The organism is Roseibium sp. (assembly GCF_051016195.1).
In the GTDB taxonomy this organism is placed as follows: domain Bacteria; phylum Pseudomonadota; class Alphaproteobacteria; order Rhizobiales; family Stappiaceae; genus Roseibium.
Map to the genome: position 1 here is coordinate 2159209 of NZ_CP134616.1, position 21336 is coordinate 2180544.

The 21336-nt window shown below is 60.9% G+C and carries 21 protein-coding genes; 6 read left to right on the forward strand and 15 right to left on the reverse strand.

The window, feature by feature from the left end:
- Positions 1 to 70 precede the first annotated feature (70 nt).
- From RDA78_RS10000 to RDA78_RS10010, 3 genes are all read right to left on the reverse strand, one after another.
- Positions 71 to 814 (reverse strand): amino acid ABC transporter ATP-binding protein, encoded by a 744-nt coding sequence (locus RDA78_RS10000; RefSeq protein WP_434055164.1) that lies wholly within the window; start codon positions 812 to 814, stop codon positions 71 to 73.
- A 72-nt stretch (positions 815 to 886) separates the two neighbouring features.
- The gene (locus RDA78_RS10005) at positions 887 to 1726 is read right to left on the reverse strand and encodes a transporter substrate-binding domain-containing protein (RefSeq protein WP_434055165.1); all 840 of its coding nucleotides are present in this window, start codon (positions 1724 to 1726) and stop codon (positions 887 to 889) included.
- 588 nt (positions 1727 to 2314) lie between these two features.
- Positions 2315 to 2602 (reverse strand): DUF1330 domain-containing protein, encoded by a 288-nt coding sequence (locus RDA78_RS10010; protein WP_434055166.1) that lies wholly within the window; start codon positions 2600 to 2602, stop codon positions 2315 to 2317.
- Positions 2603 to 2726: 124 nt separating this feature from the next.
- Here RDA78_RS10010 and RDA78_RS10015 point away from each other — a divergent pair, with 124 nt between their 5' ends.
- Positions 2727 to 3587, forward strand: coding sequence for a LysR substrate-binding domain-containing protein (locus tag RDA78_RS10015; RefSeq protein WP_434055167.1), 861 nt, complete (start codon positions 2727 to 2729; stop codon positions 3585 to 3587).
- 64 nt (positions 3588 to 3651) lie between these two features.
- Here RDA78_RS10015 and RDA78_RS10020 read toward each other — a convergent pair whose 3' ends face one another.
- The 6 genes from RDA78_RS10020 to RDA78_RS10045 all read right to left on the reverse strand — a co-directional run bounded on the left by RDA78_RS10020 (position 3652) and on the right by RDA78_RS10045 (position 10259).
- Positions 3652 to 4632: a D-2-hydroxyacid dehydrogenase family protein gene (locus RDA78_RS10020; protein WP_434055168.1), complete on the reverse strand. Its 981-nt coding sequence runs from the start codon at positions 4630 to 4632 to the stop codon at positions 3652 to 3654.
- Positions 4629 to 4895, reverse strand: coding sequence for a hypothetical protein (locus RDA78_RS10025; RefSeq protein WP_434055169.1), 267 nt, complete (start codon positions 4893 to 4895; stop codon positions 4629 to 4631). Before RDA78_RS10025 ends, RDA78_RS10020 begins: the two co-directional genes overlap by 4 nt.
- The gene (locus RDA78_RS10030; RefSeq protein ID WP_434055170.1) at positions 4896 to 5987 is read right to left on the reverse strand and encodes a 4-oxalomesaconate tautomerase; all 1092 of its coding nucleotides are present in this window, start codon (positions 5985 to 5987) and stop codon (positions 4896 to 4898) included.
- Entirely contained in the window at positions 5984 to 7045 is a 1062-nt protein-coding gene (locus RDA78_RS10035) for an isocitrate/isopropylmalate dehydrogenase family protein (RefSeq protein ID WP_434055171.1), read from the reverse strand. The genes RDA78_RS10030 and RDA78_RS10035 overlap by 4 nt, the downstream gene beginning before the upstream one ends.
- A gap of 9 nt (positions 7046 to 7054) precedes the next feature.
- On the reverse strand, positions 7055 to 9082 hold the full coding sequence (locus RDA78_RS10040; protein ID WP_434055172.1) for a tripartite tricarboxylate transporter permease: 2028 nt from the start codon (positions 9080 to 9082) through the stop codon (positions 7055 to 7057).
- Between the two features lie 70 nt (positions 9083 to 9152).
- Complete coding sequence (locus tag RDA78_RS10045) at positions 9153 to 10259, reverse strand: tricarboxylate transporter (RefSeq protein ID WP_434055173.1); 1107 nt, start codon at positions 10257 to 10259, stop codon at positions 9153 to 9155.
- Between the two features lie 126 nt (positions 10260 to 10385).
- Here RDA78_RS10045 and RDA78_RS10050 point away from each other — a divergent pair, with 126 nt between their 5' ends.
- Positions 10386 to 11057 carry a response regulator transcription factor gene (locus RDA78_RS10050; RefSeq protein WP_434055174.1) on the forward strand — a complete coding sequence of 224 codons (672 nt, stop codon included), beginning with the start codon at positions 10386 to 10388 and terminating at the stop codon, positions 11055 to 11057.
- Complete coding sequence (locus RDA78_RS10055) at positions 11054 to 12421, forward strand: sensor histidine kinase (RefSeq protein WP_434055175.1); 1368 nt, start codon at positions 11054 to 11056, stop codon at positions 12419 to 12421. Before RDA78_RS10050 ends, RDA78_RS10055 begins: the two co-directional genes overlap by 4 nt.
- A gap of 24 nt (positions 12422 to 12445) precedes the next feature.
- On the opposite strand, the gene RDA78_RS10060 is transcribed toward RDA78_RS10055, so the two are convergent.
- Together RDA78_RS10060 and RDA78_RS10065 are read right to left on the reverse strand one after the other, a co-directional pair.
- Positions 12446 to 13006 (reverse strand): luciferase family protein, encoded by a 561-nt coding sequence (locus tag RDA78_RS10060; protein ID WP_434055176.1) that lies wholly within the window; start codon positions 13004 to 13006, stop codon positions 12446 to 12448.
- Between the two features lie 21 nt (positions 13007 to 13027).
- Positions 13028 to 13498 carry a c-type cytochrome gene (locus RDA78_RS10065; protein ID WP_434055177.1) on the reverse strand — a complete coding sequence of 157 codons (471 nt, stop codon included), beginning with the start codon at positions 13496 to 13498 and terminating at the stop codon, positions 13028 to 13030.
- Between the two features lie 97 nt (positions 13499 to 13595).
- Here RDA78_RS10065 and RDA78_RS10070 point away from each other — a divergent pair, with 97 nt between their 5' ends.
- Complete coding sequence (locus RDA78_RS10070) at positions 13596 to 14483, forward strand: LysR family transcriptional regulator (RefSeq protein WP_434055178.1); 888 nt, start codon at positions 13596 to 13598, stop codon at positions 14481 to 14483.
- A 47-nt stretch (positions 14484 to 14530) separates the two neighbouring features.
- On the opposite strand, the gene RDA78_RS10075 is transcribed toward RDA78_RS10070, so the two are convergent.
- Positions 14531 to 15412 carry a homocysteine S-methyltransferase family protein gene (locus RDA78_RS10075; RefSeq protein WP_434055179.1) on the reverse strand — a complete coding sequence of 294 codons (882 nt, stop codon included), beginning with the start codon at positions 15410 to 15412 and terminating at the stop codon, positions 14531 to 14533.
- Between the two features lie 169 nt (positions 15413 to 15581).
- Positions 15582 to 16121, reverse strand: coding sequence for a helix-turn-helix transcriptional regulator (locus tag RDA78_RS10080; RefSeq protein ID WP_434055180.1), 540 nt, complete (start codon positions 16119 to 16121; stop codon positions 15582 to 15584).
- Positions 16122 to 16342: 221 nt separating this feature from the next.
- Between RDA78_RS10080 and RDA78_RS10085 the strand changes: the two genes are divergently transcribed.
- Positions 16343 to 17875 carry a multicopper oxidase family protein gene (locus RDA78_RS10085; protein ID WP_434055181.1) on the forward strand — a complete coding sequence of 511 codons (1533 nt, stop codon included), beginning with the start codon at positions 16343 to 16345 and terminating at the stop codon, positions 17873 to 17875.
- A 13-nt stretch (positions 17876 to 17888) separates the two neighbouring features.
- Here RDA78_RS10085 and tcuB read toward each other — a convergent pair whose 3' ends face one another.
- On the reverse strand, positions 17889 to 18956 hold the full coding sequence (gene tcuB / locus RDA78_RS10090) for a tricarballylate utilization 4Fe-4S protein TcuB (RefSeq protein ID WP_434055182.1): 1068 nt from the start codon (positions 18954 to 18956) through the stop codon (positions 17889 to 17891).
- A complete protein-coding gene (tcuA, locus tag RDA78_RS10095; protein WP_434055183.1) occupies positions 18946 to 20331 on the reverse strand; it encodes an FAD-dependent tricarballylate dehydrogenase TcuA in 1386 nt (461 codons plus the stop codon). Before tcuA ends, tcuB begins: the two co-directional genes overlap by 11 nt.
- Positions 20332 to 20410: 79 nt before the next feature.
- On the opposite strand from tcuA, the gene RDA78_RS10100 reads away from it, so the two are divergent.
- On the forward strand, positions 20411 to 21331 hold the full coding sequence (locus RDA78_RS10100) for a LysR family transcriptional regulator (RefSeq protein ID WP_434055184.1): 921 nt from the start codon (positions 20411 to 20413) through the stop codon (positions 21329 to 21331).
- Positions 21332 to 21336 lie beyond the last annotated feature (5 nt).

The following is a 21336-nucleotide window of genomic DNA, read 5'->3' on the forward strand; positions in this document are numbered from 1 at the left end:
TCCACACACCCTTTCGAACGGGATTTCGCCATTTCGCATGCCATTTCAGTCTCATTTATGAGTCCGTACCCTAGTGATAGGCTTCTTGCAGGAACGTCCGCGTGCGCGCGTGAACCGGTTCGTCGAAGATCTGGCCGGGAGGGCCGGCTTCGACGATCTGTCCCTCCGCCATGAAGACCACGTGATCGGATGCCGCTTTCGCGAAGCGCATCTCGTGGCTGACGACGAGCATGGTCATGCCGTCGTCTTTCAGCTGCCGCATCACCTTTAGAACTTCGCCGACCAGTTCGGGGTCGAGTGCGCTGGTCGGTTCGTCGAACAGCATGATCTTGGGCTCAAGCGCCAGTGAGCGGGCAATGGCTACCCTTTGCTGCTGACCGCCCGAGAGCTGGTTCGGATAGTGCCCAGCCCGGTCGGAAAGGCCGACGCGTTCCAGCTGTTTCCGGGCAATTGCCTCGGCCTCCGCGCGGCTCTTTCCGAGCACCTTGCGTAGCGCCAGCATGACATTCCCCTTCGCGCTCATGTGCGGGTAGAGATTGAAGGACTGGAAGACCATCCCGATCCCGCGCCGGACGCGGTTCAGATTGATGTATCTCTGGGTGATGTCTTCACCGTCCACATAGATCTTGCCAGATGTCGGGGTTTCAAGGCGATTGCAGCATCTCAAGAGACTGCTTTTGCCGGACCCGGACGGCCCGATCAGGAACGTCATCTCACCGGTTCCTGCCTCCAGGGTGATCCCCCTGAGGGCGTCGATGTCGCCATAGCGAAGGTGAAGATCGTCAATCGTAAGAATGGGCAGTCCGTGCGACACGCGGAAAATTCCTGAAGTCAGAACAGGGCCGGGCAGGCATTGACGGCCTGCCCGGCTTAGAGTTTGAAAAAATCAGGAGCAGCTCAGCTCGTGAGGTTCGGAAACATATCCTTCCAGATCAGGCACACCATACCCTGGATAGATCGTTGCAGCTGCCGAGCCTTCAGCCGGGGTGACGCCGAACCACTTTTCAGACAATTCCGCGAGCACGCCCTTGGACTTGAGACATTCCAGCGCGCCCTCGATTTTCGCCCGAAGTTCAGGCTTGTCCTTCGGGAACGGAATGGCAAACACCTTGCCGGTGGAATGCAGGTAGGACAGCTTCAGAGCAGGCGTTTTCTTCACCGCCCAGGCGCTGACCGTGTTGCCGGCGACATTCGCGAACGCGCGGCCCGAAAGCACGGCCTGCACGGCATCGCTGTTGGTGCCATAGGATTCGACCACCCAGCCGACTTCATCAGTCAGATCGCGGGCCCACTTGTCGTAGGCGGAGCCCTTGTTGACGGCAATCGTCTTGCCCTTGAAGCCGTCGAGGCTGTCGATATCTTCTGCTTCGGCTTTGACGACGAACTGGAAGTCGGTGTTCAGGTAGCCTTCGCTGAACAGAATGCTCTTCGTGCGTTCTTCGGTAACGGTTGTCGGGGCAACGAGGAAATCGTAAGTGCCGGCCTGCATGCCCGGCAGGAGACCTGACCACTGCGCCGCAGTGACGTTCATCGTCGCTCCGAGTTCCTTGCCGAGCGCTTCGGCAAGATCAACATTGAAGCCTTCAACGCCGCCGTCGAGCTTCGGCATAGCGTGGGGGGCAAAGGTGCCGTCCAGGGCGACGTTGTAGACCTCCTCGGCAGCGGCAGGCGTGAGCGCCAGGCAGGCGGAGATGGCAAGAGCCGTTCGAAAGCCTTTGAAATTCATGTAAATCTCCTTGCGACCATGCTGCTGCTATCGGGAGTGAAAAGCAGCATGCGGGAAACAGAACAATGACGGCGCGGGAGGGCGCTATCGGCGGTGTCGAGCGGATGCGCGATCAGAAATTAAGCATGCAAAATAATGCGTCACGTTCAATAATCGGAGCTATTATAATACCGATAGAAATATAATCTCACATTATGTGTTCTCCTCACCACGCAAGCAGAAACGGGTTCTGCCGTGACGGGAAGCAAGGTTCGAACAACGGACTTCGTTGGCAGGAGTCTCTGCTTGAAATCAGAAGTTTAAAGGAATTTCAGGTCGCGTTGCACTTCGGCCGGCAAATGGTCCGCGGGCCGGAACCGACAATGCTTTGCCTGCACCGTGGCAAGCGTCGAACACCGGGACAATCTGTTCCGGCGACAGGAAAAAACTGCGTCCATCTTCGTGTGACGGCCCGGATAACCTTTCAAAAGGCGAGGCTCTCAAGGTGGCCGGTTTTCCAAAGTCAGACAAAACGGAGCCCGTCAAACGTCTGTGACGGGCTCCGTTTCTTTTCGTCAGTGGTTCTTGGTGACGGTGCGCCCGATGGCATCATGTGCCTTCAATGATCAGGAAATCGGCCTCAGCATTCGCCATTCTGATCGCGCGCGCCGCTTGATATTCCGGCGAGTCGTAGCACGCGAGTGCTGTCTGGAAGTCTCTGAATTCCACGACGACGTTACGCTCGCGTGACTTGCCTTCCGGGTCCCTGAATTGACCGCCCCTGACAAGAAAACGCGCGTCATATTTCTCGAACGCCTGTTTGGCCGCGGCGAGGTAGGCCGGATAATTCTCCGCGTTTTTGACTGAAACACGCACGACCCAGTATCCTTTTGACATGTGTAACTCCTGTTTTCAGCGCCGGAATGGCGGCGCACCTTGGGAACGGGTGTGCACATAAGGCTTTTTCTTCATGAGAAAAAATGAATAATTATGAACCAAATGTTCTCTTTGAGAGATATGTATGGAACTGAGTGATCTGAAGATATTCGTTGCGGTCGTGCGGGAAGGCGGCATCACCAGGGCTGCCGAAAAACTTCATCGTGTGCAATCCAATGTCACCACCAGGATCCGGCAGCTGGAAGACAAGCTGAACACCAGACTGTTCGATCGGCGGGGAAAGCGTCTTGTGCTGACCCCTGCGGGCCGCACCTTGCTGGACTATGCCGACCGCTTGCTGTCGCTGGCAAACGAGGCGGAAGCTGCCGTGCAGGGCGGCAAGCCGCGCGGCGTCTTCCGGTTGGGATCCATGGAAAGCACCGCTGCCGTTCGTCTTCCCGGTCCTCTTTCCGTTTATTCGCAGACGTTTCCCGATGTCGTTCTTGAGCTCAGGACGGGAAACCCGACACAGCTGGCGAATGCGCTGCTCGCCGGGGAAATCGATGCTGCGCTTGTTGCGGAGCCGATTGCCGAGGCAAGGTTCGACTCGATCGTCGCGTTCGAGGAGGAGCCTGTCATCGTCACATCAATGGAGCACCCGCCAATCGGCGGGACCGGACATGTGCCAGGCACCATGATCGTGTTCGAACACGGCTGTCCGCATCGGCGCAGACTGGAAGAATGGTACGCGCTGCAGGACGAGATGCCCGAGCGCACCATCGAGCTCGGCTCGTATCACGCGATGCTCGGCTGCGTCCTGACCGGCATGGGGGCCGCGCTCGTGCCCAAGAGCGTGATCGCAACCTTTCCCGAAAGCAAGCGCCTGCGCATCAACGCGCTGCCGGACGGACAGAACCTGATCCGGACGTTGCTGATCTGGCCGAGGAACGCCCGGTCACGCAAGATCGACGGATTGCGGCGCATTCTGCAGAAAGACGCCGCCTGACACCCGTGTCGTCAGCTCGGACCTGGACCGTTGCCGGATATCCGGGAAATGCGGAACCTGCGCGTCAGCCTTTGCTGCCGGTCCAGACCTCCGGGTTGATCATGTTGATCGGCGCGCCGGCGGAATAGGCATTCACCTGGTCGAAGATGTCGGAAAACTGCAGGTCGAACTCGTCTTCGGTCACGTAACCGATATGCGGCGTCGGCAAGACATTCGGATGTGTGAGAAGCGGGTTGCCGGTGTCGGTCAGCGGTTCCGTGTCGAAGACATCTACTGCAGCAAAGATCCTGTTTCTCGCAATCTCTGCTTCAAGCGCACCGGGCACGATCAGGCCCGAGCGGGACGTATTGACCAGCAGGGATCTCGGACGCATCGCGGCAAGGTCCTCCGCGGTGATGATGCCCCTAGTGTCCGGTTTCAGCCGCACGTGCAGGCTCACGATATCCGAGCTTGCGAAGAAGGCTTCGCGGCTTTCGGCGACCCGGACGCCATCGGCTTCAGCCCGTGCGCGTCCGGCCTCCGATGACCACCATTGCACATTCATGCCGATTGCATCCGCGTAGCCGGCGACAGCCTTGGCAATGCGGCCATAGCCGTAAAGGCCGAGCGTTCTGCCGCGCAGGCTCCTCCCGACCCCCATTTGCCAATCGCCCTTGCGGATCGAGGCAACCTGTTCGGGGATCTGCCGGAAGCTCGCCAGGATCAGTGTCAGGGTGAGTTCGGCGGCCGCGTAGCTGGGTGTGCCGGCGTGCATGTTGGAACACAACAGCACACCGTTCCTGGTACAGGCATCGACATCGATATGCGGATAGACACTGCGCTGGGAGATCAGTTTCAGGCCCGCGAGCCGGTCAAGGAGATCAGCCGTGATTTTGGTGCGCTCCCGGAAAAGAACCACCGCCTCTGCCGCTTCGAGGCGCGCGGCCAGAACGGCCGGGTCCTCGACATGGTCCGTCCAGACCGTGACGTCGTGACTTTCAAGTTTGGTGTAACACGGCAGCGTGCGCAGCGTGTCGAACCAGTCATCCAGAATATGTACTTTCATCGGCTCTCCACACCACTGCCTTCAACCAGTGTCCGGGGGGTCGGCACGAACACGTCTGTCTGCAAGGCATTCAGCGCCTTGGTGATCTGTGCACGTTTCGACAGAAGATGGTTGTATTGCGCATCGCAGCCCGAAACAGGTGTCGGGTAGTCCCTGATTTCGTCCGCGATTGACTGCCGCGCGTTTTCAAGCGCGGCGCGTGCCGCATCGAGACTGTCTTCAAAATACATCCTGTCCTCCAGCCATGCGCCCGTTACGACCATTCAGGATCCGGACCAGACATCTCCCGGAACGAAGACATCGCCCGCCGCCAGCTTGCGGGCGGTGCGCATCAACCCGGCGGATATGACGTGGTACTGCCCGTCCTGCTCGCCGTAGTCTATCACGACTTCCATTTTCCCCATCGGATGCTCCAGTTCTATTCTGACGGGAGACGACGGCGGTGCTGGCACGAGACCTTCGGCAACCGTACCGGGGGCCAGAATGCAGGATGCCAGGCACTGAGATCCTGTGACCGCAAGGGTTGGATGGCAGTTCCAGGGCATGAAATACCGGACGGTGGCGGTGCCTCCCTCGCGTGATGGCGCAAGCAATCCGAACTTCGGAATGACCGACTTGGTGACATCTCCCAATCCCATACGTTCGCCTGCAGTCAGGCGCACCGCCTCCATTTTTTCGAACAGCGCCTTGTTCGCATCCAGTTCGGCCGCGCTTTCATAACCGGTTATTCCGAAGTCTTCCGCGCGTCCGATGACCATGGCCATGGCGACATCCATGCAGGAAACCTCCACGCCGTTGATTTCTTCCTTTGTCTTTCCGGTTGGAAACAGGCCGCTCGTTGCGCTGCCCTCAACATCCATGAACTGCAACTGGATGGGCGCAGCCGAGCCGGGGACACCATCGATCGACGCCTTGCCGTCGTAGCGAACCTGTTTTCCCGGTGTCTGGACCAGCGCGGCAACACGCGTTCCCGTGTTGACGGCCCTGATCCTGACTTCCGTGACATCGCCGACAGGCTCGACAAGCCCCATCTCGATGGCCGCCGGCCCGACGCCGACAAGGATGTTGCCGCAAGACGGCTTGTAGTCGACAAGCTTTTCCTCGACGCTGACCTGCGCGAAGAAATAATCCACATCCGCCCAGTCGTCTTCGGATGCCGACAGCATGGCGACCTTGGTCGTGACCGCCGTTCCGCCACCGATGCCGTCGATGTTGAATGGATGACCTGCGCCGACGAGCGAAATCAGAACCTCCGACAGCTGGTCGAGATTTTCCGGCAGATCACTGCGTTTCATATAGGGCCCGCGCGAGGATCCCCCGCGCATGAAGAGAAAGGGGATGGCTGTCTGCGTCATGCGTAGCTTTCCTCTATGAGCTTGACCAGAACGGATGCAAAGGCGCGCGTGCCGAGCGGGCCGCCGAGATCCGCCGTCCGGGTTTCCGGGTGGGCCAGTGCTGTTTTGAGCGCGCTTTCGATTGCCGAAGCGGCTTTGGCGGCTCCAAGGTGGCGCAGCAGCATCGCGGCCGAACCGATCAGGGATGTTGGATTTGCCCGGTCCTGCCCGGCAATGTCCGGTGCAGACCCATGTTGGGCCTGGGCGGCGGCGTTGTGCGCCCCGAGGTTCAGGGACGCAGCAAGCCCGAGCCCGCCCGCGAGTTCGGTGGCAAGATCCGACAGGATGTCGCCGAACATGTTGGTCGTCACGATGACATCGAAACGGCCCGGATCACGCACGAGCAGGGCGGCGGCTGCATCGACCAGAATTTCCTCGTACCCGATCGCCGGATGGTCTGCCGCGATCCGCCGGATCACGTCCAGAAACAGGCCGTCGCTGGTTCGCATGACATTGGCCTTGTGAACTGCGGTGACCTTGCGGCGCCCATTCCGGGCCGCAAAATCGAACGCCGCACGGCCGATGCGTTCGCTTCCCCGCTCCGTGATCAGCCGCATCGCCATGGCAACGCCCGGCACCGGCATGAACTCGCCGCTCCCGGCAAAGAGATTCCGGTCGGCGTAGAAGCCTTCCAGGTTCTCGCGGAAGATCACGAGATTCACGTCCCGCCCGGTCGGTGTCGGCAGTCCGGTGAAGCTCTGCGCCGGCCGGATGTTTGCGTAAAGGTCGAGTTCCTTGCGCAGGACGCCTGACGGGTTCAGGCCGCCTTCCTCCCTCGGCGGGTAGTCATTGTGCGAAACCGGCCCGAGAATGATGCCGTCGGCCGAAAGCGCCGCCGCGATGACAGCCTCCTCGAGTGTGCTGTTCCCGCTCTCCAGCGAAGCAAATCCGATGGTTCGATCCGTCAGCGTCACCGCTACACCCGACTTGGCGCAGGCTGCCGCCACGACGGTTTTCGTGGCAGCCATGATCTCCGGGCCGATGCCGTCGCCGGCAAGACAGAGCAGCGAGAGCGTCATGCCGTTGCCTCAGGTCAGCGGCCACGGCAGGGTGACGTAGGACTGCAGCAGTCCCGGCGGGAAGTCACGGTTGAGCAGCCAGGCCATGCCGCACATGAAGGCGATACCGCAGGCGCCGTAGCCAAGCGCGTAGGGCAGGCTGCGTTTTGCGCGGTAGTGGATGAACGCCACCAGGAAGCCGGCGAGCGCGAGAATGAACCCGATCAGCGACGTCAGGATCAGGAGCCCGGCAAACCAGGCCAGCGTCGGCCACAGGCCATGCTGGTTGCCTTCGGAGTTTCCTGCCTCGCTGTCGCTGAAGAGCGGGCTGGTTTCGGAGCTGGTGCGCATCCGGAACAGCAGGATCAGGCAGCCGATGATCGATACCAGGCCGACGAACTGCGGGAAGACCCGGTCCGCGGAGGCATAGTCGGGGATCAGCGAAGCGTTTGTGAAGGCAAAGGCAAGGTAAGCAAAGATCGCCAGCAGGAAGATCAGCGGTGCGCGCTTGCTGCCGGTCGGAACGTCGCCCTCGGCGCGGATGTTCTTGGACTGGCGCAGGCCGATGACCACGGAGACGATCGTGATGATGATGAGAACGATCACGATCGGCGAAAAGATGTACTCCATGCCCTCCGCAAAGCCCTTGCGGAAGCGCGACGCGGCGATCTGGACGGCCTGGTTGGTATAGGTTTCCGCCGGATTGGACAGCACGAAACCGATCAGGAAGGCTGGACGCGACCAGTCGAAGCGCCGCATCAGAATGCCGAGCAGGCCGATGGCGAACAGTGCCACCAGATCCATCAGGTTCTGGCCCGACTGGAACGCGGCAAACGAAATGATCATGAACAGGAACGGTGCCAGCAGCGCGAACGGAATCGTGGTCAGACGCGCGATCCCGCCGGAGCCGAGAATGCAGATGATCGTGCCGACCACATTGGCAAGCGCCAGCAGCCAGACGATGGCATAGGTGACGTCGAGATTGTTTTTCAGCATCGACGGCCCGACCTCGATCTGGCCGGATCCGAGCAGGGCGACGGCACCGATGAAGACGGCCATGGAGCCGGAGCCCGGAATGCCGAACAGAAGCGTCGGTACCAGGCCGCCGCCTTCCTTGGCGTTGTTGGAACTTTCCGGTCCGATGACGCCGCGGACGTCGCCGCTGCCGAACTTGGACTTGTCCTTCGAGGTCTGAACGGTGTGGCCATAGGCGATCCAGTCGACGACGGAGCCGCCGAGACCGGGGATGACCCCCACGGTAACGCCGATCAGCGAACAGCGGATGCTGAGCCAGATGTTGGCGAACCAGTCGCGCACCCCGTGAAGCCAGCCGCCCCCGAGCATGGAGCGCTCCGAAATCGCGCGATCCTGGCGCAGGAGGGCCACGATCTCCGGGATGGCGAAAATGCCGAGGCCGACGATGACCAGTTTCAGACCGTCGGTGAGGTAAGGCATGTCATAGGTCGCCATGCGCAACGCGCCGGCGCTGTCGCCTTCTCCGATGGTTCCGACCATCAGGCCGAGACCGGCGGCGACGATGCCCTTGATGGCGACCTGCCCGGCAAGAATGCCGACCATCGACAGGCCGAACAGCGTGATCATGAGAAGTTCCGGCGTGCGGAACTCCAGAACGATCGGACGCGCAACCAGGATGAAAACGGTCAGGAAAGCCGCCCCGACCAGTCCGCCGAAAAGCGACGAGGCAAAGGCAGCGGAGAGCGCCCGCGCAGCCTCGCCCTTCTTGGCCAGCGGGAAGCCGTCGAGAACGGTTGCCTGCGAGGCGGAGGAACCGGGGATGCCCATCAGGACGGAGGCGAACGTGTCGGACGTTGGAACCACCGCGACCATGCCGATCATCAGCGCGAGGCCGAGCACGGGATCCATGCCGAACATGAAGGGCAGCAGCAATGACAGGCCGGCGATGCCGCCAAGCCCCGGGAAGACCCCGATACAAAGGCCCATCACCACACCGAGAATCAGGTAGCCAAGCACGGCGGGCTGAAAGATCATCGCCGACGCATCGGCGAGCGCAGGTAAAGCGGTGCCAAGAATGTCCACTGGATCGCCCCGGATTTTGATTTTGAGGTAAGAGAGCCCGTCCGGTCAGACCGGACGGGCGGAAGTGCTGTTACTTCAGAGAAACGCCGTAACGTTCCTGCAGCCAGCCGACCACGAATTCCTTCGCGCTGTCGGGTACTTCGGTCGCGCTCTTGAGGGCGCTGTCAGCCTCGGCACCTGTCATCTGCGGGTACTTGCCGAGCCGGCCCGCGGAAATCTCCGCGAAGTCGCCGCGTGCCTTGACCGCGTCAAACGCCTTGGAATAGGTGTCGATCGCATCCTGGGATGCGCCGTTCGGCAGGAACACCATCTTCTGGGCCGGGAACCCGGCGATGAAGAAGGCTTTCCAGGCATCCCATTTCTCGCCGGATGTCTCGCAGCCCTCGGTCGCCTCGCAGACTTCCTTGAAGGTCGGCATATCGGGGAAAGTCGGGTCGCGGACGATGTTGCCGTCGGCATCCAGGGCACCCCAGCTCATCATCGGCACGGCTGTTCCGGCTTCAACAAGCGGCGTTACGCCCTTCAGGTAGGACGAAGAGGTCTGGTAGTCGATGTTGGCTTCACCGCGCTCGAACATCAGGCGGCCGTCGCCACGGCCCTTGATGCCGAAGACGGGCTCGACATTCAGACCGAGCATTTCCCAGGCCAGAAGCGGAACGAGATCAAGCCGGGTCGCACCCTGGGAGCCGTAGATGAAATCGGTCTCTTTCAGCGCGCTGGCATCGTTGCCGTTCATCTTGGAGGCCAGGTCCGGCGGCAGGTAGGCAACACCGCCCGTGCCGGAGGCCAGAACCACGTTCCAGTCCTTGTAGTCATACCGGACACGCGGATCGCCCAGCAGATACGGGAACTGCGTGGAACCGGAAGATCCGAAGATTACCGTACCTTCGCTGTCGGCGAATTTCTGGTTCTGGAACCAGTTGGCGCCCTTTGTGGAACCGGCACCCGGCATGAACTTCACGACGACGGTCGGCTGACCCGGAAGCGCTTCGCTCAGGAGCGGCGCATAGAAGTTCGCCCACTTGGCGGACCCGCCGGTTTCGGAGAAGGGAATGACCCATTCGACAGTTTTGCCGGACAGATCGAGATCGGCCGCAAGGGCCTGGGCCGGTACGAAGGCACCGGCAGCAAGAGTCACACTCAGCGCCAGCTGGCGCGCAAGCTTTTTCAAAACCATGTTTTCCTCCCAATGGCGTGGGCTGTGTGTTTCCGCAGCCTCACTCTCAGCGCTCGCAAAAGCGACTTGATGCTGACAGTGTTCCCTGCGAAGCTTGCAGCAAGCTTTCATCGAAAAAGAATAAAAATGCGGATCGCACTCGTAGAAGACAATGTCAGTCTGGCAAAGGGGATCGCCTATCAGCTGCGCGATGCCGGCCATTCGGTGGATATTCTCCATGACGGCGATGAGGCAGATGTGTTCCTGAAACAGGAAGGCGGCGATCTCGTCATTCTGGATATCAACCTGCCCGGCAGGAGCGGGCTGGATCTTCTGACGGATCTCAGGGACCGCGATGATCCGAGGCCGGTCATTCTTCTGACTGCGCGTTCTGAGACTGAAGACCTTGTGATGGGCCTTGACGCAGGTGCGGATGACTACCTGGTCAAGCCATTTGAAATGGAAGAGCTGGGAGCACGGATTCGCGCGCTTGGCCGACGCAAGGGCGTCGCGCCACGGCAACTCATCGACATCGGTCCTCTGAAACTGGACGCCGGCGCGCTGCAGTTGCTTGACGGCGCTCAGGCATTGGAAGTCCCGCGCCGTGAACTCGCTCTGCTTGCCGCGCTGGCGCAGGCGAACGGTCGAACGGTTTCCAAGGCAAGCCTGCTCGATCAGCTTTATGGCGCGGGCAGCGAAACCGATGAGAAAGTCATCGAGGTATACGCCTCCAGGCTGCGCAAGCGCCTCGCGCCCTATGGCGTCAACATCCAGGTCCATCGCGGCATCGGCTATTCCCTCGGCAAGGCGTCCGCATGAAGAGAACCTATTCTCTACGCCTCCGCCTGACCCTAATCATCCTGGTTCCCCTGCTGTTCGTGGCCGGTGCCACGGGTCTCTGGCAGCTCAACAACGCACGGGTCACGGCCGCTGAAGTCTTTGACAGGAGCTTGCAGTCTGCTGCGCTCGCCGTCGCCAACGATGTTGCGCTGTCCGGCGGCGACGCGCTGGCGCCGAGCACCCGCAAGATCCTCTCCGACACTTCTGGCGGACCGGTGTTCTACCATGTCTATGCACCCGACGGCGTCATCGTCACCGGCTATGCAACACCGCCGGTGGGCATCCCGCTCGCCGGTGTCGGTGACGGAGAACTCACCCCGGTCTATTTCAATGCGGAATATCTTGGCAGGGATGTGCGCGGTTTCCGCATGCGCACCCGCATGCAGGTCGACGACTTCAGCGGTGTGTTCACGACGACCGTCTGGCAGGACGTTGCCATTCGCGCCACCTTCGTCCAGGACCTGATGTTGCGCTCGCTGGTGACGATCTCGTCCATCATTACGTCCCTTTCGCTGATCGTCTGGTTCGGTATCCGGATCGGTTTGCATCCGTTGAACGACCTTCAGCAGGCGATCGACCTGCGCTCCGGTGAGGTTCTGAAGCCCATTCAAAGACCGGTTCCGGTGGAAGTAGAGGGCATTGTGCGCACGCTCAACCGGCTGCTTGGACAGGTGTCCGAGGCCATGGCGACGCAGAGCGAATTCATCTCAAATGCGGCGCATCAGTTGCGCAACCCGGTTGCCGGTGTTCTCGCATTGGCGGAATCGGTGCGTTCGGCCCCGAACGAGGCGGCCATGCGCGAGCGCGCCGGCGATCTCGTCGATGCCGCCAAGGAAACAAGCCTTCTGGCACAGAAGCTTCTGACCTATGAGCGGACCAAGTCGATCAGCCCGGCTTCGGCACAGGAAACGTTTTCGGTCAACGAGCTGATTGGTGGCGTGACGAAGGATTTTCAGGGCAGAGACAATGGCGAGCTGGCGATTACCGCGCTGATGCCGGACGGTGATGTCTCTGTCACCGGAGACCGGACGATGATCCGCGAAGCAGTGTCCAATCTTGTCGACAATGCCATGAAACATGGCGGTGCAGGCCTGTCCGAAATCGTCGTTGCGCTGGAAACCGCCCCGGAAGCCGCAACGATTGTCGTCAGGGATGACGGCAAGGGGTTGACCGAGGCGCAGATCCAGACCGCGCTTCAGCGGTTCGGACAGGTTTCGGAACGGAGCGACGGCAGCGGTCTCGGGTTGCCGATCGTGGAACGTGTCGCCGAACGACATGGAGGCGGTCTGAAACTCCGCGGCAGCGAACCCGGTCTAGAGGCACGCTTCACCGTTGCGCGGTAGGGGGCACGGACACCGGGACAGGCTTCAAAGGTCTGCTGCTGTGTGACTGCGGCCGGTCACGTAGTTGTAGCCGTCCACGAGCAGCTGGAAAACCATATCGGTCTCCTCCTGGGTGCGCGGCGTATAGAGCAAAACAAAGCCTTCCCAGCCCGGGCGGCTGTTCGCCCAGGGATGCATGGCCGCCCACCCCGCCTTCACCGCTTCGCGCGCCCGTGCAGGTGGCAGGGAGGCGTGCAGGCTTCCGTCAGGATGCAAGTGTGCGAATTCCCGTCCGCCGACAATTGCCTGAGGCCTTGCCAGATCAAGGTTCTCGTTCAACCAGAACCCTTTGGCGCCGGGCAGCGAAATGACCGTGTTGCGGAGCTTGACACCCGGCAAGGTCGCCACGCGCTGCAGCAGGCGCTCCGACAGCCGCGGAACGGGCACTGCGCCGATCTGGATATGCGGGACGCGATTGGTGGTTGCAGGGGTTTCTCCGTCCCGCATCGGGAGCCGGTCATCCCCGGCCCGGGCCGGCAAAAGGGCCAGCCCGACAATCATGAGGATCGCGACCGCAAAGCGTCGCGGCATATGCCAGGTCTTCATATGTGCGCGGCTCCGCTAGGTCTATTCCGCTTCCCGGAACTTGGTGTGGCAATCCTTGCAGGCACCTCCGATGGCGCCGATATTCGCGCGCACCGCATCGACGCCGTCACCCGCGACGGCGCTCATGGCGACTGCGGCCGCTGCAAGCTTCTTGTTGATTTCGGCGCTTTCCGGATAGGTCGTCCAGGCCTCGACCTTTGCACGGGTCTTTCCGGGCAGGGCCGCGCTGTCGGATCCCTGAGGCCAGGCGGAACCGTTGTTCATTGTTGCCAGGATCTCGATGTTCTCCGCAGCGATCTTGGCTGCTTCCGCGTTGTATTCGACGTCCCCTTTTGCCATGGCGCCCAGCTGGCCGAGGTTCCACGCATAAAGCGCCATGACCGCCTTGCGTGCCTTGATTGCGTTTTCGAAATGCCCGTCGGCGACGGATGTGCCCATGCCCGCAACGAAGATGAAAACGAGTGAGCAGAAAACCTTCAGTCCGTGTTTCATGAGTCTCTCCTCTCATGTGCAGAATTGAACATCCGATAAATCTCATGATCTAATGCGCTTATAAATTCTCTAAATTGCGACAAAGGGCTGTGCACAAATGCACAAACTCAGATGGAACGATCTTCAATATGTCCACGCGGTTGCCGAACAGGGATCGCTGTCGGCGGCCTCGCGCACGCTCGGTGTAAACCACGCGACCGTCCTGAGACGGATCGCGCTCCTGGAAGCGTCCTGCGAGGTCAAGCTGTTCGACAGGCAGAAGGACGGGTATCGGCTAAGACCGGAAGGCCGGGCGCTCCTGGCTTCGCTCAAGCTCATGGACCACGCCTCGGCGCGGATCAGGAGAAGTCTGGATTCGACCGCGAAAGGTATCGAAGGCACCTTTCGTCTCGCCACGACGGATACGATTGCCTGCCTGCTTCTGCCGGATCATCTTGAAAACTTCAGGAAGGTGCACCCGAACGTCAAGATCGAGGTTGCCGTTTCGAACGATCCGATCGACCTGTCGCTGTCGGGAGCTGAAATCCTCGTGAGACCCGGTCCGGATCTGCCTCCGGAACTCAGCGGGCACAAGGTGGGTACAGTCGATTTCGGCGTCTTCGGCTCCCCGGAATATCTTGCCCGTATCAGGGACCTGCCTGTCAGCGCGCACAAATGGCTCGGCACCGCTCCCGGCTTTGCCGGATCCACTGTCGGTGAATGGCAGCTTTCCAATGTTGAAAACCGGCTCGAGTTTTCCGCGGACAGTTTCCTCATGCTGGCAGCCCTGGCCGAGAGGGGGCTCGGCCTTGCCATGTTGCCCGCCTTTGTCGGGGAAAAGTCAGGTCAGCTTGAACCGCTAGGCAGCGTTGCCGGGCTGCCCTTTACGGGCCTTTGGGTGGCAACGCACAAGGATTTCCGGCAGCAGCGGGACATCGAAGCGTTGCTTGAATTCTTTGCCGCTGCGATGCGCCGCGACACGCGGCAGGACACTCCAGCGGCATAAAACCGCGCTCACATCCGGGCGGTGTGCGCAAAAGCCTTGTTGCGTGCTCAGCCGAACCGCCGCGCGAGTTCCTGGATATGCGCTGGCCCGACTTCGCAGCAGCCGCCAACGATGGTCGCACCAGAAGCAACCCACCCGTTGACATGATCAGCATAGGCATCCGGGGTGAGATCGACACGGGAGGTGAGTTTGGTCACGGCGCTGCCCGCGCTCATGAATGCCTTGCTGATGCCGGTGAACCCGTTGGCATAGCCGCCGGTCGGCAGGTCTGTCTCTGGCAGTTTGTTCAATCCGGCGGCGACCGCTTCCGGTATGGAGCAGTTCAAAAGAATGGCCTGCGGGGACAGCGCCGCAATCTCGCGGACAGCTTCCGCGAGGCTTTCTCCCGAGCGCAGTCTGGTGCCGTCGGCGTCGTCGACCGTGAGCCCGATCCAGACCGGTTTGCCGTGGCCGAGCGCGCCCGTGACGGCCGCTCTTGCCTGTTCGATCGAAGCAATCGTCTCGATCAGGTAGGAATCGACGAAATCCGCCTGGATGCGGCAGATCTCCGCGTAGAGTTCAACCGATTCATCTTCGGGTGGGGCGCCGTCGTGGCTGTAGGACCAGCCGAGCGGGCCGACGGAACCGACAACGGATCCGGAGCCGTGTGCGTCGCGGGACCGGCACGCGATTTCACAGGCCTGCTGCTGCAACTCTTCGAAACGGTCTTCGATGCCGTTCGGTCGCAGACGGTCGCGATGGATCGCGTAGGTGTTGGCCGTTGCCACATGCGCGCCGGCGGCGAAGTAGGAATCGTGGATCGCGCCGACGAGGTCCGGCCGTTCCATCATGATCCGCGTCGACCAGAGCCCGGTGGGTTCCAGCCCGCTCAGGCGGACAAGCTCCTGGCCCATGCCGCCGTCGAGAATTGTTATCTTTTGCGTTTCCACCACTGCACCCGGATATCTGTTTGTTTTCTGCACGATCAGGGGGCGGCACCACTGCGATTTCGCGCGCGTGCGCCTTCGTTTCGTGTCCAAGCGTCTGGGGGTTATATCTCGCAATCAGCGCCCGACAAGGTGCGGACGCGACGTTTTCAGGTCGCAGTGCGTCTCTTGTTCACCCGTCATGGGCCGGCAGGGGATCCAGCATGTCTTCGAAGAACCAGGCGGTCAGCTCGTTCCGGCTGGAGACGCCGGCTTTCCGATAGACGGTGGAGGCCTGCTGCCGCACCGTTTTTTCGCGCGTCTCCCTGAGCCCGGCGATTTCCCGGAACGAAAGACCCTTCAGCATCCCGATCACGACATCCTGTTCACTGGCGGTCAGGTTCCAGGCATCAAACTGCTTTTGCATGACCGCGCGGTACTGTCCTGCAAGTTCAACCGAACGGGAATCAAGCCGCGCCAGTTGGCCGCGCGCTTTTTCAAGCTGTCCGCTCAGTTCCTTCAGCGTTTTCTGCTGGACATGGCGATCGTACAGAAAGGCGCCCAGGACCAATGCGCTGATCACAAGCCTTGCAAGATCATCGCCCATGGAACCGAGAGTCTCGCCGGCCCGGAATTCGTTGAAAACTTCAACAACACTGGTGGCAAAGACAATCAGAACGAACGCGGCAAAAAAGGTTCGCCAATTCCACAATGGTTCGCTCGTATCCAGCATGAAGTCGTTCCCTGTTCTGTCTGTCTTTGGCGCTCTGGCACCTGGTTGATCAAGCTGAATTGACCCTATGTCCCATGCCCGAGGCCGTCGATCCGGCATTTGTCCGATGGACGGATACCTACGCGTTTCCCATTCACAAGTACATCGGGGCGCCGTGCGCTCTTTCGCTGTCGTGCGCAGCATGCACGCCCTTACGGATTTTGTTGATTTGGAGATCAGAGATGTCGCTCACGTTTTCCCGGCGCCGGTTCCTCGCAGGCAGCCTTGCACTCACGGGCACATGCCTGGCTGGACCGGCATGGTCGAACACGGTCCGGCCGCCGCTGCCGATTCCACCGATTGCCGATGGCACCGACGGCGCGCCGCTGGATCTGACCATTCGCACCGGCCAGTGGTCTTTCAAGCCGGGCGTCATGACGCCGACCATCGGTGTCAACCAGGACTATCTGGGCCCGACCATTCGCACGCGGCGGAACACGGACCTCACCCTCAACTACCACAACACTTTGACAGAAGGTGTCTCCGTCCACGGACATGGCCTCCATGTTCCGGGAGATGTGGATGGCGGGCCGCAGCTGGAAATGCCTCCGGGCGAACGCTGGCAGCCAACCCTTTCGATCGTGCAGCCGGCAGCGACATGCTGGTACCACTCCCATACCCATGGAAAAACCGGAACCCAGACCTATCGCGGCCTCGCCGGCATGATCATCATCGATGATGATGACGATGTCTCAAAGGAACTCCCGAACCGCTACGGCCACGACGATCTGCCGGTGATCATTCAGGACAGAAGCTTCGATGAAGCGGGACGACTGATCTACTCTCTTGAAGACGCCGGCGAGGATGGCTGGTTTGGCGACACGGCCGTGATCAATGGCGCTCTGTCACCAATCGCGGAGGTTCCTGCAGGCAAAGTGCGCCTACGGATACTCAACGGCGCGAACGCGCGTTTTTACATTCTCGCGTTTGCCGACAACCGGACGTTCCACAAGATCGCCTCCGATGGCGGCCTTCTGGAAGCGCCCGTGCCGATGACGACCATGGAAATGTCGCCCGGCGAACGATGTGAAATCATCGTGGACATGACAGAAGACACCTCAGCTGAACTGCTGACATTTTTCGAGGACGATATCGATGAGGAAGGCGAGGGGAGCGTTTCCGGCCTGGTGAATTTGCTGACCGGGCCTGGTCAGGCATCCGCTCCCGCCTCGTTGCTTCTGAACGTCGACAGAACACTCGTCGCGCATACTGCGCCCGTTCCGGAGCGGTTGGCAACGATCGAGCGTCCGGATCCGGAAGAGATCGGAAAGACGCGTGAATTCGTTCTGGAAATGGATCATGGCGACGGTGATGGCGCCCATGCCGGCCACGCAGGCGGTCACGGGGCCCATGCGGGTCACGCGGCCATGACCATGACGATCAACGGTGCGGTGATGGACATGGCCGTGATCAACGAGCGCGTCGAGCGCGGCGTCTGGGAGCGCTGGCGCGTTCGCTCCGATCAGGGCGCGCACCCGTTCCATGTGCATGGCTGTTCGTTCCTGGTCGAGCAAATGGAGGGAGCTGCCGTGACACCGGATCAGGCGGGCTGGAAAGACACGGTGGTGCTGGATGACGACGACTGGTCCGAGTTTATTGTCCGGTTCGATCACCTTGCGAGCGAAGACTATCCCTACATGTATCACTGCCACATTCTGGAGCATGAAGATCAGGGCATGATGGGACAGTTCACGGTAACCGACAGGACCGGATAAGGATCGGCGGGAGTTACCCCGCCGATTTCCGCTGCTCGTCCCGAACCAGGGCCGCGAGACGGTAGAAACCGTGGGCCATCTTGGTATAGGGCGTCAGCAGGAAGAAGCTGAGCACCGAACCGAGGTGGATGGCCAGAAGCGCAGGCATGGCCGCCGTGCTGCCGAGCGCGTAAAGCGCAAGGCCGGACAGCGCGACCAGGAACAGGAGCAGGATGAAGCCCATCTCCCCGCCCCAGGCGGACGGCGCACCGAGGGACCGATCGGCCTTCAGTTTCAGCGAGGCCAGCATGACCGTGCCGATCACCATCAGGATGCCGCCCGGAATTCCAAGGAGTTTCGGCAGCGACCAAAGCGGATAGGGTGCGGGCATGTCGAAGACATAGTGAAGCATGGTTCCGGCCGACGTCGAGGCAAAGCAGAGCAGAAAGCCGTACATGACCGCCTGGTGCGCGTGATGGCGCGCCTGACTGAACCGGTCTTCGTCCTCGAAATTGCAACCGTCGCCGTGCCCGCCGGCAAGGTTCTTCATCTTTGCAGCGGACCCGAAGGCGTCCGCGATCTGGGTGAACGAGATCGTCCTGCCGCCGGTCTCCTTCCAGTAACGTCTGAGGCTGACGGCGATGCTGGCAAGCGGAAACAGGAAGGCGGGCAGGAAGATCGCGACCATGGCCGAGTGGGACAGAACCGCATAGAACCCGTCACCACCCGCAGATCCGAGCGCGCGGAATGCCAAAAACAGCAGGGCAAAGCCGAGGATCGTCGCAAGGGCGATCATCACGCCGCTTTTCTGAAACCGGCGTGCGAGCGGAGCGGGCCATGCGAAGCTTTCCCAGCTATCCTGACGCACTTCCGCAAGCGCCTTTGGCAGGTTGAGATCGAACTCGTGCGGAGCCGTGTACTGACAGGCGTAGTAACAGCCGCGGCAGTTGTGGCAGAGATTGGCCAGTTGGGTCAGGTTGGCATCGGAGAAGAAACGTTCCTGGTGCAGGGCCGGGAACACCGAGCAGTAGCCTTCGCAATAGCGGCAGGCATTGCAGATCTCCGCCTGGCGGCGGGCTTCCTGGAGCAGATCAGTTTGCATGATTGGCGGCCTCCCGGCCTGCGATACGTCCGAAAACGGTTCCGATGGTCATGCCGAAACCGGCGAGATAGCCTTGTCCCAGGATGGAACCAGCCATGGTTTCCCCGGCCGCCCACAGGTTCTCAATGGGGCCGCTTTCCGTGCTGCACCGGGCATTCTCGTCAACTTTGAGGCCCAGATAGGTGAAGGTGACGCCGGTCTTCAGGCTGTAGCCGTAAAAGGGCGGTTCATCGATCGGACGCGCCCAGTTGGTCTTGGGAATATTGATCCCGGTTGTCTTGACGCCGTCGAGTTCGGTCGGATGGAAGTTCGACGTGTCGCCGCACGCCGCATTGAATGTGGTGACCGTGTTGCGCAGCTTCTCCGGCGGCAACCCCATCTTCCCGGCAAGCTCTTCCAGAGTATCCGCCTTGATCGGCGGGAAGACCGAGGGCATGAACAGTTCGAGCGACTTGGAGTCGATGATCACGTAGCCGACCTGGTCCGGCTGGTTGGCGACAAGCCGTCCCCAGATGGCATAGCGCTTGGGCCAGACATCTTCGCCCTCGTCGTAGAAGCGGTCTGCCTCCTTGTTGACGACGATGGAAAAGGGAACGCAATCGAGCCGCGTGACGATGCCGCCGTCGAATTTCGGCGCCCGGCCGTCGATCGCGACCGCATGGCACTGGGTCGGATCGCCGACCGACTGGACGCCCTGATCGAGAAGATCCGCCAGAACGACACCCCGGTTGTACGGCGTTCCCCGGATAAGGAAGTTCTTCGCCGCAGGGCCCCAGGCGCGCGTAAGCCATTCGGTATCCGCCTGAAATCCGCCCGAGGCGACAATCACGGCGCTGGGCTCAACATATTTTGCTTCGCCTTCATGCGTGTAGTCGATCCGCACGATCCTGTCGCCTTCAAGCGCCAGATGCGTGACATTGGCTTCATAAAAAACCGAGACACCGAGTTTTTCGGCGGTGCGGTAGTAGGCGTTGACCAGCGATTTGCCGCCGCCCATGAAGAATGCATTGGTCCGGGCCAGCGAAAGCGTGCCGGACAGGGACGGCTGGAAGCGGACGCCGTGGTCTTCCATCCAGGGCAGGCATTCCTCGGATGTGCGGATCGCCAGTCTTGCGAGTGTCTCGTCGGTCTTGCCGGCTGTGACTTTCAAAAGATCTTCGAAATACTCTTCCTCGCTGTAGTCATCGACCAGTGGGCCGAGCGGAGCGGAATGCATGCATCTGAAGTTTCTGGTGTGGCGGGAATTGCCGCCACGATAGGCCTTGGGGGCGGTTTCAAGGATAACGACTTTCGCGCCTTTTTCTGCGGCCGTCATGGCCGCGCAGAGGGCGGCGTTGCCGCCGCCGATGATGGCGATGTCGTAGGGGCTGGACATGGTGTGTTTCCTCTCGAAACCGTCTTACCAGCAGCCTGATTGTTTTGACAATTGTTGCTTTTTGACTGATTAATGCGGCATGCGCATCAATTTCGACTTCAATGATCTCGAGGCCTTTCTGGCGGTCATGGAAACCGCCTCGTTTCACCACGCGGCGGAACGCCTGAGCCTGTCGCAGTCGGCGATCACCCGCAGGGTCCAGAAACTGGAGGAAACGCTCGGCTCAGCTCTGTTCGAACGCACCACGCGCGCGGTCAAACCAACGCTTGCCGCCAAGAGGCTGCAGGCGCGGGCCGAGGCGATGCTGGAAAGCGCGCGGGAGACGGCGCTGGCCATGCGGGACGAGAGCGTGGCCTTTGCACACCAGCGCGGCTCGCTGGTGACGATCGCCATGATCCCGACAATGGTTACTCCCTTGCTGGCACCCGCGGTCCGGAAACTTCGGGAGGACGGCGCCGTGCCGAGGATCCGGCTGCTCGATCGCGCTGCCAATGAAGTTGCCGAGGCGGTGGCGCAGGGAGACGCCGATTTCGGCATTTGTTCGATCGGATCTCTTGAACCGAATACCGAGTTCGAGCCGCTTTTCGAAGACAGCATCGTTCTTACGTTGCGCCGCGATCATCACCTGGCCGCAGCGGGCACTGTCGCATGGCCTGATCTTCAGGATGAGCCGCTGATCCTGCCGGCAAGAGGCACCGGAAACCGTCTCCTGATTGACGAGGCGATGGCCAGAAGCAGGCTGTCGGCCCAATGGACCTACGAGGTCGGCCGCTCATCCACCGCGATGGACCTTGTCAGCGAGGGTATCGGCGTCGCACTGCTGCCGCGATCGGCGATGTATTCGGCGCAGGGAAAAACGCTGGCTTTCAGAAAACTGGGCGATCCGGACGTGTCCCGTCCGGTCGGAATGCTGACACGTGTCGGGCTCGCCGGAAATCCTCTCACGGAGGCCTTCAAGAAGACTTTTCGGGATCTGTCCCAAAGCCTGAGCGAAATCTGACACGG

Coding starts and splice junctions, on each gene's coding strand:
- tcuB (WP_434055182.1), bottom strand. CDS start 18,956: ATGCAAACTGATCTGCTCCAGGAAGCCCGCCGCCAGGCGGAGATCTGC.
- RDA78_RS10065 (WP_434055177.1), bottom strand. CDS start 13,498: ATGAAACACGGACTGAAGGTTTTCTGCTCACTCGTTTTCATCTTCGTT.
- RDA78_RS10070 (WP_434055178.1), top strand. CDS start 13,596: ATGCACAAACTCAGATGGAACGATCTTCAATATGTCCACGCGGTTGCC.
- RDA78_RS10050 (WP_434055174.1), top strand. CDS start 10,386: ATGCGGATCGCACTCGTAGAAGACAATGTCAGTCTGGCAAAGGGGATC.
- RDA78_RS10060 (WP_434055176.1), bottom strand. CDS start 13,006: ATGAAGACCTGGCATATGCCGCGACGCTTTGCGGTCGCGATCCTCATG.
- RDA78_RS10100 (WP_434055184.1), top strand. CDS start 20,411: ATGCGCATCAATTTCGACTTCAATGATCTCGAGGCCTTTCTGGCGGTC.
- RDA78_RS10030 (WP_434055170.1), bottom strand. CDS start 5,987: ATGACGCAGACAGCCATCCCCTTTCTCTTCATGCGCGGGGGATCCTCG.
- RDA78_RS10010 (WP_434055166.1), bottom strand. CDS start 2,602: ATGTCAAAAGGATACTGGGTCGTGCGTGTTTCAGTCAAAAACGCGGAG.
- RDA78_RS10085 (WP_434055181.1), top strand. CDS start 16,343: ATGTCGCTCACGTTTTCCCGGCGCCGGTTCCTCGCAGGCAGCCTTGCA.
- RDA78_RS10005 (WP_434055165.1), bottom strand. CDS start 1,726: ATGAATTTCAAAGGCTTTCGAACGGCTCTTGCCATCTCCGCCTGCCTG.
- RDA78_RS10080 (WP_434055180.1), bottom strand. CDS start 16,121: ATGCTGGATACGAGCGAACCATTGTGGAATTGGCGAACCTTTTTTGCC.
- RDA78_RS10035 (WP_434055171.1), bottom strand. CDS start 7,045: ATGACGCTCTCGCTGCTCTGTCTTGCCGGCGACGGCATCGGCCCGGAG.
- RDA78_RS10045 (WP_434055173.1), bottom strand. CDS start 10,259: ATGGTTTTGAAAAAGCTTGCGCGCCAGCTGGCGCTGAGTGTGACTCTT.
- RDA78_RS10025 (WP_434055169.1), bottom strand. CDS start 4,895: ATGGTCGTAACGGGCGCATGGCTGGAGGACAGGATGTATTTTGAAGAC.
- RDA78_RS10020 (WP_434055168.1), bottom strand. CDS start 4,632: ATGAAAGTACATATTCTGGATGACTGGTTCGACACGCTGCGCACGCTG.
- RDA78_RS10055 (WP_434055175.1), top strand. CDS start 11,054: ATGAAGAGAACCTATTCTCTACGCCTCCGCCTGACCCTAATCATCCTG.
- RDA78_RS10015 (WP_434055167.1), top strand. CDS start 2,727: ATGGAACTGAGTGATCTGAAGATATTCGTTGCGGTCGTGCGGGAAGGC.
- tcuA (WP_434055183.1), bottom strand. CDS start 20,331: ATGTCCAGCCCCTACGACATCGCCATCATCGGCGGCGGCAACGCCGCC.